14 protein-coding genes are annotated in these 13496 nt (G+C 75.4%); 7 read left to right on the plus strand and 7 right to left on the minus strand.

The window, feature by feature from the left end; translation table 11 throughout:
- Positions 1-21: 21 nt before the first annotated feature.
- Positions 22-783, minus strand: a complete 762-nt coding sequence (locus FJQ57_RS17315; protein ID WP_139982724.1) for a DUF3109 family protein — start codon at positions 781-783, stop codon at positions 22-24.
- 57 nt (positions 784-840) lie between these two features.
- On the opposite strand from FJQ57_RS17315, the gene FJQ57_RS17320 reads away from it, so the two are divergent.
- Both FJQ57_RS17320 and FJQ57_RS17325 read left to right on the plus strand, forming a co-directional pair.
- The gene (locus FJQ57_RS17320; protein ID WP_139982726.1) at positions 841-1806 is read left to right on the plus strand and encodes a Ppx/GppA family phosphatase; all 966 of its coding nucleotides are present in this window, start codon (positions 841-843) and stop codon (positions 1804-1806) included.
- Positions 1803-2597 carry a sugar phosphate isomerase/epimerase family protein gene (locus FJQ57_RS17325; RefSeq protein WP_139982728.1) on the plus strand — a complete coding sequence of 265 codons (795 nt, stop codon included), beginning with the start codon at positions 1803-1805 and terminating at the stop codon, positions 2595-2597. The genes FJQ57_RS17320 and FJQ57_RS17325 overlap by 4 nt, the downstream gene beginning before the upstream one ends.
- Before the next feature lie 249 nt (positions 2598-2846).
- Here FJQ57_RS17325 and FJQ57_RS17330 read toward each other — a convergent pair whose 3' ends face one another.
- The 4 genes from FJQ57_RS17330 to FJQ57_RS17345 form a co-directional block, all read right to left on the minus strand.
- Complete coding sequence (locus FJQ57_RS17330; protein WP_139982730.1) at positions 2847-3749, minus strand: ribonuclease Z; 903 nt, start codon at positions 3747-3749, stop codon at positions 2847-2849.
- Positions 3750-3751: 2 nt separating this feature from the next.
- Positions 3752-4444 carry a response regulator gene (locus tag FJQ57_RS17335; RefSeq protein WP_211349081.1) on the minus strand — a complete coding sequence of 231 codons (693 nt, stop codon included), beginning with the start codon at positions 4442-4444 and terminating at the stop codon, positions 3752-3754.
- The gene (locus FJQ57_RS17340) at positions 4441-5733 is read right to left on the minus strand and encodes a sensor histidine kinase (RefSeq protein ID WP_246081880.1); all 1293 of its coding nucleotides are present in this window, start codon (positions 5731-5733) and stop codon (positions 4441-4443) included. Before FJQ57_RS17340 ends, FJQ57_RS17335 begins: the two co-directional genes overlap by 4 nt.
- A gap of 77 nt (positions 5734-5810) precedes the next feature.
- Positions 5811-7973: an MMPL family transporter gene (locus FJQ57_RS17345; protein WP_139982734.1), complete on the minus strand. Its 2163-nt coding sequence runs from the start codon at positions 7971-7973 to the stop codon at positions 5811-5813.
- 139 nt (positions 7974-8112) lie between these two features.
- Here FJQ57_RS17345 and FJQ57_RS17350 point away from each other — a divergent pair, with 139 nt between their 5' ends.
- From FJQ57_RS17350 to FJQ57_RS17365, 4 genes are read left to right on the plus strand one after another with little or no spacing between them, the layout of a single operon-like run.
- The gene (locus FJQ57_RS17350; RefSeq protein ID WP_246081881.1) at positions 8113-9048 is read left to right on the plus strand and encodes a proline dehydrogenase family protein; all 936 of its coding nucleotides are present in this window, start codon (positions 8113-8115) and stop codon (positions 9046-9048) included.
- A 21-nt stretch (positions 9049-9069) separates the two neighbouring features.
- On the plus strand, positions 9070-9879 hold the full coding sequence (gene proC / locus FJQ57_RS17355; protein WP_281284282.1) for a pyrroline-5-carboxylate reductase: 810 nt from the start codon (positions 9070-9072) through the stop codon (positions 9877-9879).
- Positions 9880-10620: a mycothiol-dependent nitroreductase Rv2466c family protein gene (locus FJQ57_RS17360; RefSeq protein WP_139982736.1), complete on the plus strand. Its 741-nt coding sequence runs from the start codon at positions 9880-9882 to the stop codon at positions 10618-10620.
- 2 nt (positions 10621-10622) lie between these two features.
- Positions 10623-11144 carry an SRPBCC family protein gene (locus tag FJQ57_RS17365; protein ID WP_211349063.1) on the plus strand — a complete coding sequence of 174 codons (522 nt, stop codon included), beginning with the start codon at positions 10623-10625 and terminating at the stop codon, positions 11142-11144.
- A 1-nt stretch (position 11145) separates the two neighbouring features.
- Here the strand turns inward: FJQ57_RS17365 and FJQ57_RS17370 are convergent, their stop codons facing one another.
- The gene (locus tag FJQ57_RS17370; RefSeq protein ID WP_139982738.1) at positions 11146-12123 is read right to left on the minus strand and encodes an SDR family NAD(P)-dependent oxidoreductase; all 978 of its coding nucleotides are present in this window, start codon (positions 12121-12123) and stop codon (positions 11146-11148) included.
- A 44-nt stretch (positions 12124-12167) separates the two neighbouring features.
- On the opposite strand from FJQ57_RS17370, the gene FJQ57_RS17375 reads away from it, so the two are divergent.
- Positions 12168-12773 carry a TetR/AcrR family transcriptional regulator gene (locus FJQ57_RS17375; RefSeq protein WP_139982740.1) on the plus strand — a complete coding sequence of 202 codons (606 nt, stop codon included), beginning with the start codon at positions 12168-12170 and terminating at the stop codon, positions 12771-12773.
- Here the strand turns inward: FJQ57_RS17375 and FJQ57_RS17380 are convergent.
- Positions 12730-13488, minus strand: coding sequence for a class I SAM-dependent methyltransferase (locus tag FJQ57_RS17380; RefSeq protein ID WP_139982742.1), 759 nt, complete (start codon positions 13486-13488; stop codon positions 12730-12732). The two genes, FJQ57_RS17375 and FJQ57_RS17380, sit on opposite strands and share 44 nt — an antisense overlap.
- Positions 13489-13496: the final 8 nt, after the last annotated feature.

Raw genomic sequence — 13496 nt, forward strand, 5'->3', positions numbered from 1 at the left:
CGTGGCCAGGCCGGCGGCCGGTCAGGAGCGGGAGGCGGGGTGGATCGCCAGCGCCGAGCGCGACCGCACGTGGGCGTCGCAGTGCCCCACCAGCTCGTCGTACGCCGCCCGCCCCATCAGCTCGACGAGCTCGGCCTCGTGGGTGAGGTAGACGGGGTCGGGTGCGACGTGGGCCTCGGTGTTGCCGGAGCAGTACCAGTCGAGGTCGTGGCCGCCGGGACCCCACCCGCGTCGGTCGTACTCGCCGATCGACACCTCGGTGTAGGTGGTGCCGTCGGTGCGCTCGACCTCGCGGAAGGTGCGCCGGATCGGCAGCTGCCAGCACACGTCGGGCTTGGTCTCGAGCGGGTTCTTCTCCAGCACGTAGGCCAGCGCGTGCAGCGCGCAGCCGGCGCCCAGGTGGAAGTCGGTGCGGTTGTGGAAGACGCACGCCGACTGGCCGTCGACCTCGTGCACCCGGGTCTTGCGGTCGCCCTCGTCGTCGGTCTCGACCCAGTCCTTGGTCTTGACCATGCGGCCGGGGTGGAACTGCCACAGCGTCTCGTCGAGCATCCCGACGAAGCCTGCGACCCGCTTCTCGTCGTCCTTGTCGGCGAAGTGGGCGCCGAGGGTGCAGCAGCCGGTGTCGGGGCTGGTCTCGTAGATGCCCTGGCAGCCCTCGCCGAAGACGCAGCGGTAGCGGCTGGTCAGCCAGGTCAGGTCGCAGCGCATGACCTCGCTGTCGTCGGCCGGGTTGGCGAACTCCACCCAGGCGCGCGGAAAGACCAGGTCGACCTCGGGCACGCCGGAAGCCTACGGGTCCGTCGGCGGGGTGAGCCGCCCCGGGAGTAGCGTGGAGCCATGCGCCTCGGCGTCCTCGACATCGGCTCCAACACCGGGCACCTGCTGGTGGTCGACGCCCACGACGGCGCGGCCCCGCTGCCGGCGTACTCCTACAAGCAGCCGCTGCGCCTGGCCGAGCACCTCGACGCCGACGGCGCGGTCTCGCAGACCGGCATCGACGCGCTGACCTCCTTCACGGCCGAGGCGCTGGTCGTGGCCGAGGACAAGGGCTGCGAGGACATGCTGTCGTTCGCGACCTCCGCGGTGCGCGACAGCGCCAACAGCGACGACGTGCTGGCCCACGTGCGCGAGCGCACCGGGGTGACGATCAGCGTGCTCTCGGGCGAGGACGAGGCGCGCCTGACCTTCCTGTCCGTACGTCGGTGGTTCGGCTGGTCCGCGGGCCGGCTGGCCGTCTTCGACATCGGCGGCGGGTCGCTGGAGATCGCCGGGGGCGGCGACGAGCGGCCCGACGTCGCGTGGTCGCTGCCGCTGGGCGCGGCCCGGCTGGCCCGCTCGGAGTTCGCCACCCGGCCCGACGAGGCGGGGCTGAAGTCGATCCGCAAGCGCATCCGCGCCGAGATCGCCCGCGACGCCGGCAACCTGCTGCGCGCCGGCGCGCCCCACCGGGCCGCGGCGACGTCCAAGACCTTCCGCTCGCTGGCCCGCATCTGCGGCGCCGCGCCGTCCGGCGAGGGGGCGCTGGTGCCGCGCTCGCTGCCGCTGGAGAGCCTGCGCGGCTGGATCCCCAAGCTGGTCGACATGAGCGCCGAGGAGCTGGCCGACCTGCCCGGTGTCTCGCCGAGCCGCACCCACCAGATCGTGCCGGGCGCGCTGGTCGCCGAGGCCTGCATGGACATCTTCGACCTCGCCGAGCTCGAGATCTGCCCGTGGGCGCTGCGCGAGGGCGTCATCCTCGAGCGCATCGACCGCATCAGCGTCGCCGACCTGCCGACGGTCGTCCCCGGCGCGGTGGGCCGGTGACCCGGGTCGGGCTGTCGACGTCCTCGGTCTACCCGGAGTCGACGGCGCACGCCTTCGCCCACGCCGCCTCGATCGGGTACGACGCCGTCGAGGTCATGGTCGGCATCGACGCGCTCAGCCAGCAGACCTCCGCGGTGCAGCAGCTCTCCGAGCACCACGGCGTGCCGATCAGCGCCGTGCACGCACCCTGCCTGCTCTTCACCCAGCGGGTCTGGGGCACCGAGCCGTGGGGCAAGCTCGAGCGCTCCGCCGAGATGGCCGAGGCGGTCGGGGCGCGCACGGTCGTGGTGCACCCGCCGTTCCGGTGGCAGAAGGAGTACGCCCGCGACTTCGTCAACGGCATCGCGGCGCTGGAGAACTCCACCGGCATCATGTTCGCGGTCGAGAACATGTACCCCTGGCGGGCGACCAAGAAGCGCGGCGCGGAGATGTACCTCCCCGGCTGGGACCCCTCTGCCGAGCCTTACGCCAACACCACGATCGACCTGAGCCACGCCGCCATCGCCGGCTCCGACGTCATCGAGATGGCCGAGCGCCTGGGCCCCCGGCTGCGGCACGTGCACCTGACCGACGGCAGCGGGTCGGCCAAGGACGAGCACCTCGTGCCCGGCCGCGGCGTCATGAACGCCGCCGCCTTCCTGCGCCACATCGCCGCCGCCGGCTTCGACGGCGAGATCGTGGTCGAGATCAACACCCGCAAGTGCTCCGACGCCGAGGAGCGCGAGGCCGACCTCCGCGCGTCGCTGGAGTTCGCCCGCGAGCACTTCACGGTCGGCCCGGTCGGCGGCTGACCCGCTCCCCGTCGTACGGCGCCCGTGGGCCCGGCTGTCCGGATTGTCGGACAACTGACGGGACTCCCCTCCCAGCTGCGGGAACACCCGGTCGACCGGGTGTTCCTCCCGGCCCCTGCTGGACGGGGACTTCTCGCGCTGGGGGGCCAATGCATTGCCCTCCCAGCGACAGTTCTGCCCTCCCAGCTGCGGGAACACCCGGTCGACCGGTTGTTCCTCGCCCCGGGCGCCGCCCGGTTCCCACGCCCCTCAGAGCCGCGGCGGCACCGCGACCCGGTCGAGGTCGCGGGCCACGACCAGCTCGCCGTCGTACGCCGAGCGCGCCTGGGCCTCGTGCGCGGCGAGGTCGCGGTAGCGCTGGGACACGTGGGTCAGCACGAGCCGGCGGGTGCCGGCCCGTGCGGCGGCGGCCGCGGCCTGCCGGGCGGTGAGGTGGCCGTGCTCGCGGGCCAGGTGCTCGTGCTCGTCGGCGTACGTCGCCTCCACGACGGCCAGGTCGGCGTCGGCGAGGAGGGCGTCGACGCCGTCGCACAGGCGGGTGTCCATGACGAAGGCGAACACCTGGCCGCGCCGGGGCTCGCTCACCTCCTCGAGCGCGACCCCGCCGAGCCGGCCCTCCCGCACCAGCCGCCCCACGTCGGCACCACGCACGCCGCGGGCCGCGAGCCGGTCGGGCAGGAGGCGGCGGCCGTCGGGCTCGACGAGCCGGTAGCCGTAGGTCTCGTGGCCGTGGTCGAGGGCGACCGCCTCGAGCGTGCCGAACGCGCCGCGGGCGACGACGCCCGGCCCGGTCACGGGAGCGGCGTGCACGTCGGTGGTGTCGTGGAAGAGCGAGGCGTGGCGCAGCCGGTCGTAGAAGACCCGGCCCGAGGCCGGGAAGTGCACCGGCACCGGCCGGGTCACGCCGTCGAGCGAGAGCCGCTGCACCACCCCGGGCAGGCCGAGGCAGTGGTCGCCGTGGAGGTGGGTGATCGCGACCCGGGTGGTGGCCGAGGCGGGCAGCCCGGCCAGGGCCATCTGGCGCTGGGTCCCCTCGCCGGGGTCGAGCAGCAGGCCCTCGTCGTCCCAGCGCAGGAAGCAGCCGTGGTGCGCCCGCTCGCGCGTGGGCACCTGGCTCGCCGTGCCGAGCAGCACCACCTCGCGGCTCGACACCCCTAGCCGACCAGGCCCGTCTCGTACGCCGTGACGACCAGCTGGGCGCGGTCGCGGGCGCCGAGCTTGAGGAACAGGCGCGACACGTGGGTCTTGGCCGTCAGCGGGGAGAGGACCAGCTCGGCCGCGATCTCCTGGTTGGACAGGCCGCGGCCGACCAGGGCGAGCACCTCCCGCTCGCGCGGGGTCAGGTCGTCCAGCCGCGGGTCGGGTCCGGGGGCCGCCGGTGCCGCGGCCCCCGCCGCCGCGGGTACGTCGAGGGGCGCGCTCGCGACGTACGCCTCGATGAGCCGCTTGGTCACCCGGGGGGCGAGCAGGGCCTGGCCGTCGTGCACGAGCCGGACGGCTTCGATGAGGGCCTCGGGCTCGACGTCCTTGAGCAGGAAGCCGGCGGCCCCGGCCCGCAGGGCGCCGAAGACGTACTCGTCGAGCTCGAACGTCGTCAGCACCACCACCCGCGTGCCGGCCAGCCGCGGGTCGGCGCTGATGCGGGCGGTGGCCTCCAGCCCGTCGACGCGGGGCATCCGCACGTCCATCAGCACCACGTCGGGCACGAGCTCGGTCGCGAGCCGCACCGCCTCGTCGCCGTCGACCGCCTCGCCGACGACCTCGACGTCGGGCTCGGAGTCCAGCAGCGCGCGGAACCCGGCGCGCACCAGGGTCTGGTCGTCGACCAGCAGGACCCGGATCGTCACGAGACCGGCGCCCCCGCCGCCGCCGTGGCCGGCACCTCCGCCGTGGGTCCGACCGGCTCCCCGACCGGCTCCCCGACCGGCTCCCCGACCGGCTCCCCGACCGGCGCACCGACGACGCCGAGCGGCAGCACCGCGGTGACCCGCCATCCACCCTCGGGCCGGGGGCCGGCCTCGACCGTGCCGCCGACGGCGGCGGCCCGCTCGCGCATGCCCCGCAGCCCGTTGCCGGACCCGGAGCGCTGCAGCGTCGCCGGGCCGCGGCCGCCGTCGTCCTCGACCACGATGCGCACCCGGGCGCGACCGCCGTCGTCGTCGCGGGTGACCCGCACCCGGGCGGTGGTGGGCCCGGCGTGCCGCAGCACGTTGGTCAGCGCCTCCTGGACGATCCGGAAGCCGGTCGAGCCCACGGCGGCCGGGACGCCGTCGGCAGCGGGGTCGAGGGTGACGTCGACGTCGACACCGGCGGGGGCCAGGCCGTCACGCAGCCCGGCGACGTCGGCCAGGCCCTGGGTCGGGGTGACCGGGGCGGCGGGGTCGTCGTCGGGGCGCAGCAGGCCGAGCATGGCCCGCAGGTCGCCGAGCGCCTCGCCGCTGGTGCGCTTGATCTCGCGCAGCGTCGCGTGGGCCTGGGCGGGGTCGCGGTCGAGCAGGTGGGCGCCGACGCCGGCCTGCACGTTGATGGCCACCATCGCGTGCGCGACGACGTCGTGCACGTCGCGGGCGATGCGCAGCCGCTCCTCGCCGACCCGGCGCAGGGCCTCCTCCTCGCGGGTCCGCTCGGCCGACTCCGCGCGCTCGACCAGGGCGGCGGTCGCGGCCCGGCGCTCGTGCGAGGCCACGCCGAGCGCGAGGGGCACCACGACGAAGGCGAGGTTGCGCACCGTGTCCCAGGTGAGCAGGCCGTGCGGGCTGTAGACCTGCAGGATCACGACGACCAGCGGCATGCCTGCGGCCGCCGCCGCGAGCGCCGCCCGACGGCCGTGGGCCTGGGCGAGCGCGTAGGCGCAGATCATCGCGGGGATCGCGATGGTCTGGTAGACGCACGCCGGCCGCACGAGCGCGGTGACCAGCACCATCGCGGCCACGAACGAGCCCACAGGACGGTGCCGCGCGGTGAGCACCGGCAGGGCGAGGACGACGATCGCGAGAGGCGACCAGGCGTACGGCGCCTCCTTGGGCGAGCGGTCGAGCTCGACCAGCATCGAGGCGACGCACAGCGCGAACGCGACCCCGTCGAGGACGGGGCCGCGCCACCTCCGCAGGTGCGCGGACGACGAGAGCCGGGCCACGCACCGACGGTAGCGGTGCGCGGCCCGGCTCGGCGTCGTCCTGGGGGAGTACGTCGCCCCGGGGCGCGGGCCCGGCGTCAGGCCGGGACGAGGTCCCGCGCGGGCGAGACCTGGGCGGGCTCGCCCTCGGAGAACCCGATCCGGTCGTGGACCCGGCGCAGCCACATCGGCGCCCACCAGTTCCACTTGCCCATCAGGCCCATCAGCGACGGGACGAGCAGCGAGCGGACGATGAAGGCGTCCACCAGGACGCCGACGGCGGTCGCGACGCCGATCTGCTGGATGAACGAGATCTCGCTGGTGCTGAAGGCTCCGATGGCGACCGCGAGCAGGATGGCCGCGGCGGTGACGACGCTCCCGGTCCGGCCGAGGCCGACGGCGACGGCCTCGCGCTCGGGCAGCCCGGCCTCGCGGGCCTCCTTGACCCGGCCGAGGAGGAAGACGCCGTAGTCGGTCGACAGGGCGAACACGAGGGCCCCGGTCACCAGGAAGTTCGTCGGCTCGACGCCGCCGTTGGAGGTGTAGCCGAGCAGCTCGGTGAGCCGGCCGTCCTGGTAGACCCAGGTGATCGCGCCGAGCGAGACGCCGACGGTCAGGGTGTTCATCACGACCGCCTTGACCGGCAGCACGACGGACCCGGTCATCAGCCAGAGCACCAGCATCGTCAGCAGCACCAGCAGGGCGCCGGCGATCGGGAGCACCTCTGCGATGGCCGCCTGCTGGTCGACGAACTCCGCGGCGGGACCGGTGACCAGCACGTCGACGCTGCTCTCGGCCGCGAGGTCGCGGGTCGCGGCGACCAGGTCCTGCGCCTCGGCGCTGGCCGGGTCGCCGTCGACCGGCAGGTCGACCTGCCAGGTGTCGCCGTCGAGGGCGCCGGCCTCGGCGGGGGCGGTCACGCCGGGCAGCCCCGACGCCGCCCGGGCGAGCTCGGCCACCGCGTCGGCGTCGCCGGACTCGATGGCGACGGTCACCGGCGTCCCGCCCGTGTCGTACGACGCCGCGAGCTCGTCCGAGACGACCCGGGCGCTCTGCGACTCCGGGACCGCGGTGGCGTCGACCGGGGTCCACTCGGCCCGGAGCGCCGGGGCGGCGAGCAGGAGCATCACCGCGGCGGTGCCCACCGCGACGAGGCCGGGGCGGCGCATGACGGCGTGGGAGAAGCGGTACCAGCGGACCTCCGACCGGGCTCCGCCGCGCCGGCTGCGGCGGGCCAGCTTGCCGCCCCACAGCGAGAGCACCACGGGGGTGACCACGAGGGCGGCGACGGCGGCCACGACCGCGACGGTGGCGCCGGCGATGCCCATCGACTTCAGGAAGCCCTGCGGGAAGAGCACGAGGGTGGCGAGGGCGACCGCGACGGTGACGGCGGAGAAGGCGACGGTCCGGCCGGCGGTGCGCATCGTGGTGGCGACGGCGCCGAAGGTCGCGCCCTGCCGGTCGAGCTCCTCGCGGTAGCGGGTGAGCAGGAAGAGCGTGTAGTCGATGGCCAGGCCGAGCCCGAGACCGATGACCAGGTTGAGGGCGAAGACGCTCAGCCCGTAGACCTGGTTGATCCCGGCCATGACGAGGAAGGTGCCGAGGACGGTGGTCACGCCCACGACGAGCGGCAGCACGGCGCCGCGCAGGCCGAAGACCAGGAGCGAGAGCACCACCAGGACCGGGAAGGCGAGGGTCTCGGCGCGGGCCAGGTCCTCCTCGACCTGGCCCCCGATCTGCAGGCCGGCGACGGCGCCGCCGCCGACCTGGACGCCGTCGTCGTCCGCGAAGGCGGCGACCGCCTCCTCGGCGACCGCCTCGTCGTCGGCTGCGGCCTCGACCACCCCGACGACCAGCGCCGAGGAGCCGTCGGACGCCGTGCCGCCCGGGCGGGCCGAGGCGATGCCGTCGAGGCCCGCGAGCGTGGCGGTCGCCCGCTCGACGTCGGCGGCGCCGCTGCCGTCGGGCGGCGTGGCGACGAGGAGGACGACGCCCGGGGAGGGCTCGACACCGGTGGCGGCCTCGAGCCGCTCCACGGCCCGGACCGAGTCGGAGTCGGCGGGGGCGAACCCGCCGTCGCTGGTCAGCGCCCCGGCGACGGGGCCGCCGAGGGCGCCCGCGGCGACGACGAAGAGGAAGACCGCGACGGCAGCGCGGCGGGGGTGGGCGTGCAGGGCCCGGAGCAGGCGCCCGAGCGGTCCGGGGGTCCCGGCGGCCCCGGGTGGGGTGGACGGGCGGGCGGGAGGGTGCGTGGTGGTCATGGGGACGACCCTCCTGGCCGGCGGGGGTGCGCCGCGTCGTGCTGGGGGAGTGACCGCGCCTGTGCCCCAGGGCCCACCTGCTCCCGGGGGAGTACGACCGTGGGCCTACCTCGCCGTCGTGGCACGTAGCCTGGACGGCATGTCCCTGCTCCGCCGGCCGATCCTGCTGCTCAGCCGCAGCGGCGGCGTCAAGAAGGTCGTCAGCACCCTCCCGGTCACCTCGGGCATCGTCACCGGCTACGTGCCCGGCGAGACGACCGAGGCCGCGGTCGAGGCCACCGACGGCCTGGTCGAGGCCGGGCTCCAGGTCACCCTCGACTACCTGGGCGAGGACACCCTCGACGTCGAGCAGGCCGAGGCGACCGTGGCGGCGTACGTCGAGCTGCTGCGCGCGCTGTCCGAGCGCGGGTTGTCCCGGCAGGCCGAGGTGTCGGTCAAGCTGTCGGCCATCGGCCAGGCCCTGCCCGAGGTGGGCGACAAGGTGGCGCTGGAGAACGCGCGCACCATCTGCCGCGCCGCCCGCAACGCCGGCACCACGGTCACCCTCGACATGGAGGACCACACCACCACCGACCGCACGCTGGCGGTGCTGCGCGACCTGCGCAAGGACTTCCCCGAGACCGGCGCGGTGCTCCAGGCCTACCTGCACCGCACCGAGGCCGACTGCCGCGCGCTGGCCCACGAGGGGTCGCGCGTGCGGCTGTGCAAGGGCGCCTACCACGAGCCGGAGGAGGTGGCCTTCCAGGACAAGATCGACGTCGACAAGTCCTACGTGCGCTGCCTCAAGGTGCTGCTCGGCGGCGCGGGCTACCCGATGATCGCCACCCACGACCCGCGCATGGTGGCCATCGCGGCGTCCCTGGCCAGCCGCTACGGCCGCTCTCCGGGCACCTACGAGTACCAGATGCTCTACGGCATCCGCCCCGAGGAGCAGCGCCGCCTGGCCGCCGCCGGCGAGACCGTGCGGGTCTACGTGCCCTACGGCCAGGAGTGGTACGGCTACCTCGTGCGCCGCCTCGCCGAGCGCCCGCAGAACCTCGCCTTCTTCCTCCGGTCGCTCGTCTCCAAGAAGTAGCGGCCCCAGTAGGTTGCCGGGGTGAGCCAGACCAGCACCGCCATCATCGGCGCCGGGGTGATGGGGGAGACCCTGCTCTCGGGCCTCGTCCGCGCCGGCCGCCGCGTCGACCACCTGCTCGTGGGCGAGAAGCGCGCCGAGCGCGCCCACGAGCTCGAGGAGCGGTACGGCGTCGCGGTGGTCTCCAACGTCGAGGCGGCCGCCCGGGCCGACACGCTGGCGCTGGTCGTCAAGCCGCAGGACATGGCCGAGGTGCTGACCGAGATCGCGCCGTCGCTGCGGCCGGGCCAGCTCGTGGTCTCGCTGGCCGCCGGCACCACCACCGCGTTCATCGAGTCGCTGGTGCCCGAGGGTGTCGCCGTCGTGCGCGTCATGCCCAACACCCCGGCCCTGGTCGACGAGGGCATGGCCGCCATCTCACCCGGGTCGCACTGCTCCGAGGCCCACCTGGCCGAGGCGGAGTCGCTGCTGGCCTCGGTGGGGCGGGTCGTGCGCATCCCCGAGCGCCAGCAGGACGCCGTCACCGCGATCTCCGGGTCCGGGCCGGCGTACATCTTCTTCGTGGTCGAGTCGATGATCGAGGCCGGCGTGCACCTCGGGCTGCCCCGCGCGACGGCCAGCGACCTCGTCATCCAGACCCTCGTCGGCTCGGCCAAGATGCTGCGCGAGACCGGCACCCACCCGACCGTGCTGCGCGAGCAGGTCACCTCGCCCGGCGGCACCACCGCCTCGGCGCTGCGCGAGCTCGAGGTGCACCGGGTGCGGGCGGCGTTCCTGGCCGCCATGGAGGCCGCGCGCAACCGGTCGCGCGAGCTCGCGGAGGGCAGCTGAGTGGGCGCCCCCGACGTCCGGTTCTGGTTCGACCCGGTCTGCCCGTTCGCGTGGCTGACCAGCCGCTGGGTGCGCTCGGTGCGGGCCCAGCGCGGACCTGGTGGCTTCGCGGTCGAGTGGCGCTTCATCTCGCTGCGCCTGCTCAACGCCCACGTCGACTACGACGCGCACTTCCCACCGGAGTACGAGGCCGGCCACACCGCGGGCCTGCGCCTGCTGCGCGTGTGCGCCCAGGTGCGCGACGACCACGGCAACGACGGCGTCGACGCCCTGTACGACGCCCTGGGCCGCCGCACCTTCGACAGTCCTCCGGCCGGCAGCGGGCCGGGCGACCCGGGTGATCCGGCGGCGCTGCTCACCGACGCGCTGGCCGCGGCCGGCCTGCCAGCGGGCCTGGTCGACCACCTCGACGACACCGACCGCGACGCCCAGCTGCAGGCCGAGACCGACGAGGCGCTCGCGCTGACCGGCAAGGACGTCGGCACCCCGATCCTGCACGTCGCGCCGCCCGAGGGCGCGGCCTTCTTCGGGCCGGTGATCAGCCGGGTCCCGGCCGAGGAGGACGCCGTGCGGCTGTGGGAGCACGTGGTCGGGCTGGCGACGTTCCCCGGGTTCGCCGAGCTCAAGCGGAGCCTGCGCGAGCAGCCCCAGCTGCGGTCCTTCGGTGTCGGGGACGGCGCCGTCGGCGTCCAGGAGGACTGGCACGCCGGCAGCCGCCGGCTGCGCGAGGACAAGGGCTGAGCGTGGCCCCCGCCGCGCCCGACGCCGGCCGCCCCTGGACCTGGGGCGCCACGCCCGCCGAGGCCGCCCGCCGCTTCCCGGCCGACGACCTCGCGCCGGGCGGGCACCCCATGACCCGCGCAGTCGACGTGGCCGCGCCGCCCGAGGTCGTCTGGCCGTGGCTGTGCCAGCTGTCCCAGGCGCCGTACTCCTACGACTGGGTCGACAACCTCGGCCGTCGCAGCCCCCGCGACCTCACCCCCGGCGCGACCGACCTGCGCGAGGGGCAGCGGATGGCCGGGGTGTTCCGGCTGGCCGCGTGGGAGGAGGGCCGGTCCTGGACCGGCGTCGCCGGCGGCGGCCGGGTCGGCGCGACCGCGGCGACGTACGCCGCCGAGCCGGCCGGCCCGGGCCGGAGCCGCCTGCTGTGCCGGATGACCGTGGCCTGGCCCCGGCCGCTGGCCCTCGCCCTGGCCTGGGGCGACCTGGTGATGATGCGCAGGCAGCTGCTGAACCTCCGCGACCTGGCCGAGACCCGGCCCTGAGTCAGGCGCGCTGACGGGCCTGCTCGACGAGCTCGGTGGAGACCTCCCACAGCCGGCGGGCGTCGTCGGGGTCGAGGGCGTGCGGCACCACGCCGTGGATGCCCTGCAGCTCCTCGACCACCTCGGCCTCGTGGCAGTCCTCGAAGTAGCGCCCGCCGATGCCCTCGACCAGCGGCGAGGTGGCCAGGAAGGCCGAGGTCGCCGCGCCCTGCTCGGGGGTCTTCATCCGGAACAGCCCGGCGGCAGCCCCCTGCCGGGCCTCCTCCTCGGCCGCCCGGCGCTTCTCCTCGCTCCAGTGCCGCTGCAGCGGCGTCCAGATGCCTCCGGGCATGAGCGCGTTGGCGGTGATGCCGTCCTCGGCCCAGCGGCGGGTCGCCTCGACCGCGAACAGCGCGTTGGCCGTCTTGGACTGGCCGTAGGCCAGCCCGGGGTCGTAGGAGCGGCGCTCGAAGAACAGGTCGTCGAACACGATGGGCGAGGCGGCATGGCCGCTGGAGGAGACCGCGACGACGCGGGCCCCGCCCGCGGCGGCCAGGGCGCCGTGCAGGCCGGTGGCCAGGGCGAAGTGGCCCAGGTGGTTGGTGCCCAGCTGCAGCTCGAAGCCCTGGGCGGTGGTCCGGTGCGGGGTGTCCATGACGCCGGCGTTGAGGACGAGCACGTGGAGCGGCCCCTCCCAGGCGGCCACGAAGGCGTCGACGCTGGTCAGGTCGGCCAGGTCGAGCGGGGCGACCCGGACCGCGTCGGCGCCGCGCCCGCTGGTCTCGCCGATGTCGGCGGCCGCCTGGCGGCCCGCCTCGGTGTCGCGGACGCCGATGGTCACCTCGGCGCCGGCGTGGGCCAGCGCCCGGGCGGTCTCGACGCCGATGCCGGAGGCGCCTCCGGTCACGACCGCGCGGCGGCCGGTCAGGTCGAGGCCGGCCACGACCTCGAGCGCGGTGGTGGTGTCGTCGTACGGGCTGGTGATCCGGGTGGTGGTCATGCCCTGAACCATACCAACTAGTTGGTTGGCTGTACGCTCACCCCATGGTTCGGGACGGGGACGCGAGCAGGCGGCGGCTCCTGGCCGCGGCGACGGCCGAGTTCGCCGAGCGCGGCATCGCCGGCGCCCGGGTCGACCGCATCGCCGCGACGGCCGAGGTCAACAAGCAGCAGATGTACGCCTGGTTCGGCTCCAAGGACGGGCTGTACGACGCCGTGCTCGCCCAGCAGCTGGGCCGCATCCTCGACGCGGTGCCGTTCACGCCCGACGACCTGCCCGGGTACGCCGTGGCCCTCTACGACTCCTACCTCACCGACCCGGAGATGATCCGCCTCGTCGGGGTCACCCGGCTCGAGCGGGCGCCGGCGGGTGACCTGACGACCGCCCTGCCCGGGCACTCCGACGGCAAGCACGAGGCGATCGCGCAGGCCCAGCGCGACGGGCTCGTGGTCGAGGGGATCGAGCCGGCCGACGTCTACGCGCTGGTCATCGGGCTGGCCGGGTCGTGGTCGCCGCTCAGCGGCACCTGGGCCGCCTCGCCCGCCGACCCCCGGGCCGACCACGAGCGGCGCCGGGCCGCGCTCCGTGCGACCGTGGCCCGCGCCCTCAGCCCCGACGCCGGGCGAGGTGGAGCGGCACGTCCTCGCTGACCTCGACCGGGTCGGGCAGCAGGGCGCGGACGGCGGCGAGCAGGTCGGCGCGGTCGTCCGGCGCCAGGACGAGGTAGGCCGAGACGGTGGCCAGGTGGGCGACGTAGTCCTCGGCTGCCATCATCGCCCGGCGCTCGAGCACGGTCTCGACCGCGTCGCAGAGTGCAGGGTGGGCCGCGACGTCGGCGATCGTCCACGACCCCAGGGCCGGACCGCGGTGCCCGCCCGCGAGCCGCCCGTCGGTCAGGTCGTCGACCCGGGCCCGCAGGTCGGGGTCGGCCAGGTCGCGGGCGCAGCCGAGCACCGCCAGCACGCCGCCCGGCCGCAGCAGGGCGACCGCACGGTCCCAGCGGGACGCGGGGTCGGTCCAGTGGAACGCGGCGGCGGCGTACACGAGGTCGAAGGGGCCGAGGCCGGGCTGGGCCGGGTCGAGGTCCTCGAAGGTGGCCGCGCGCACCTCGACCGGCCAGCCGTGGGCGGCCGCCTCGCCCGCGAGCAGGGCTCGCATGGCCGGGTCGGGCTCGACCGCCACCACGTCCAGGCCGCGGCCCGCGAAGACCGCGGTGGCCTTGCCCGTGCCGGCGCCGACCTCCAGGGCCCGGCGGACCGGTCCCTCGGCGTGGGCCAGCACCAGCTCGGCGACCGCGGCGGGGTAGCCCGGGCGGTGGCGGTGGTAGGCCTCGGCCACCGACCCGAAGCTCCGCGCGCGCTCCACCGTGCCGG

It is taken from the genome of Nocardioides litoris, from assembly GCF_006346315.1.
Classification (GTDB): Bacteria; Actinomycetota; Actinomycetes; order Propionibacteriales; family Nocardioidaceae; genus Nocardioides; species Nocardioides litoris.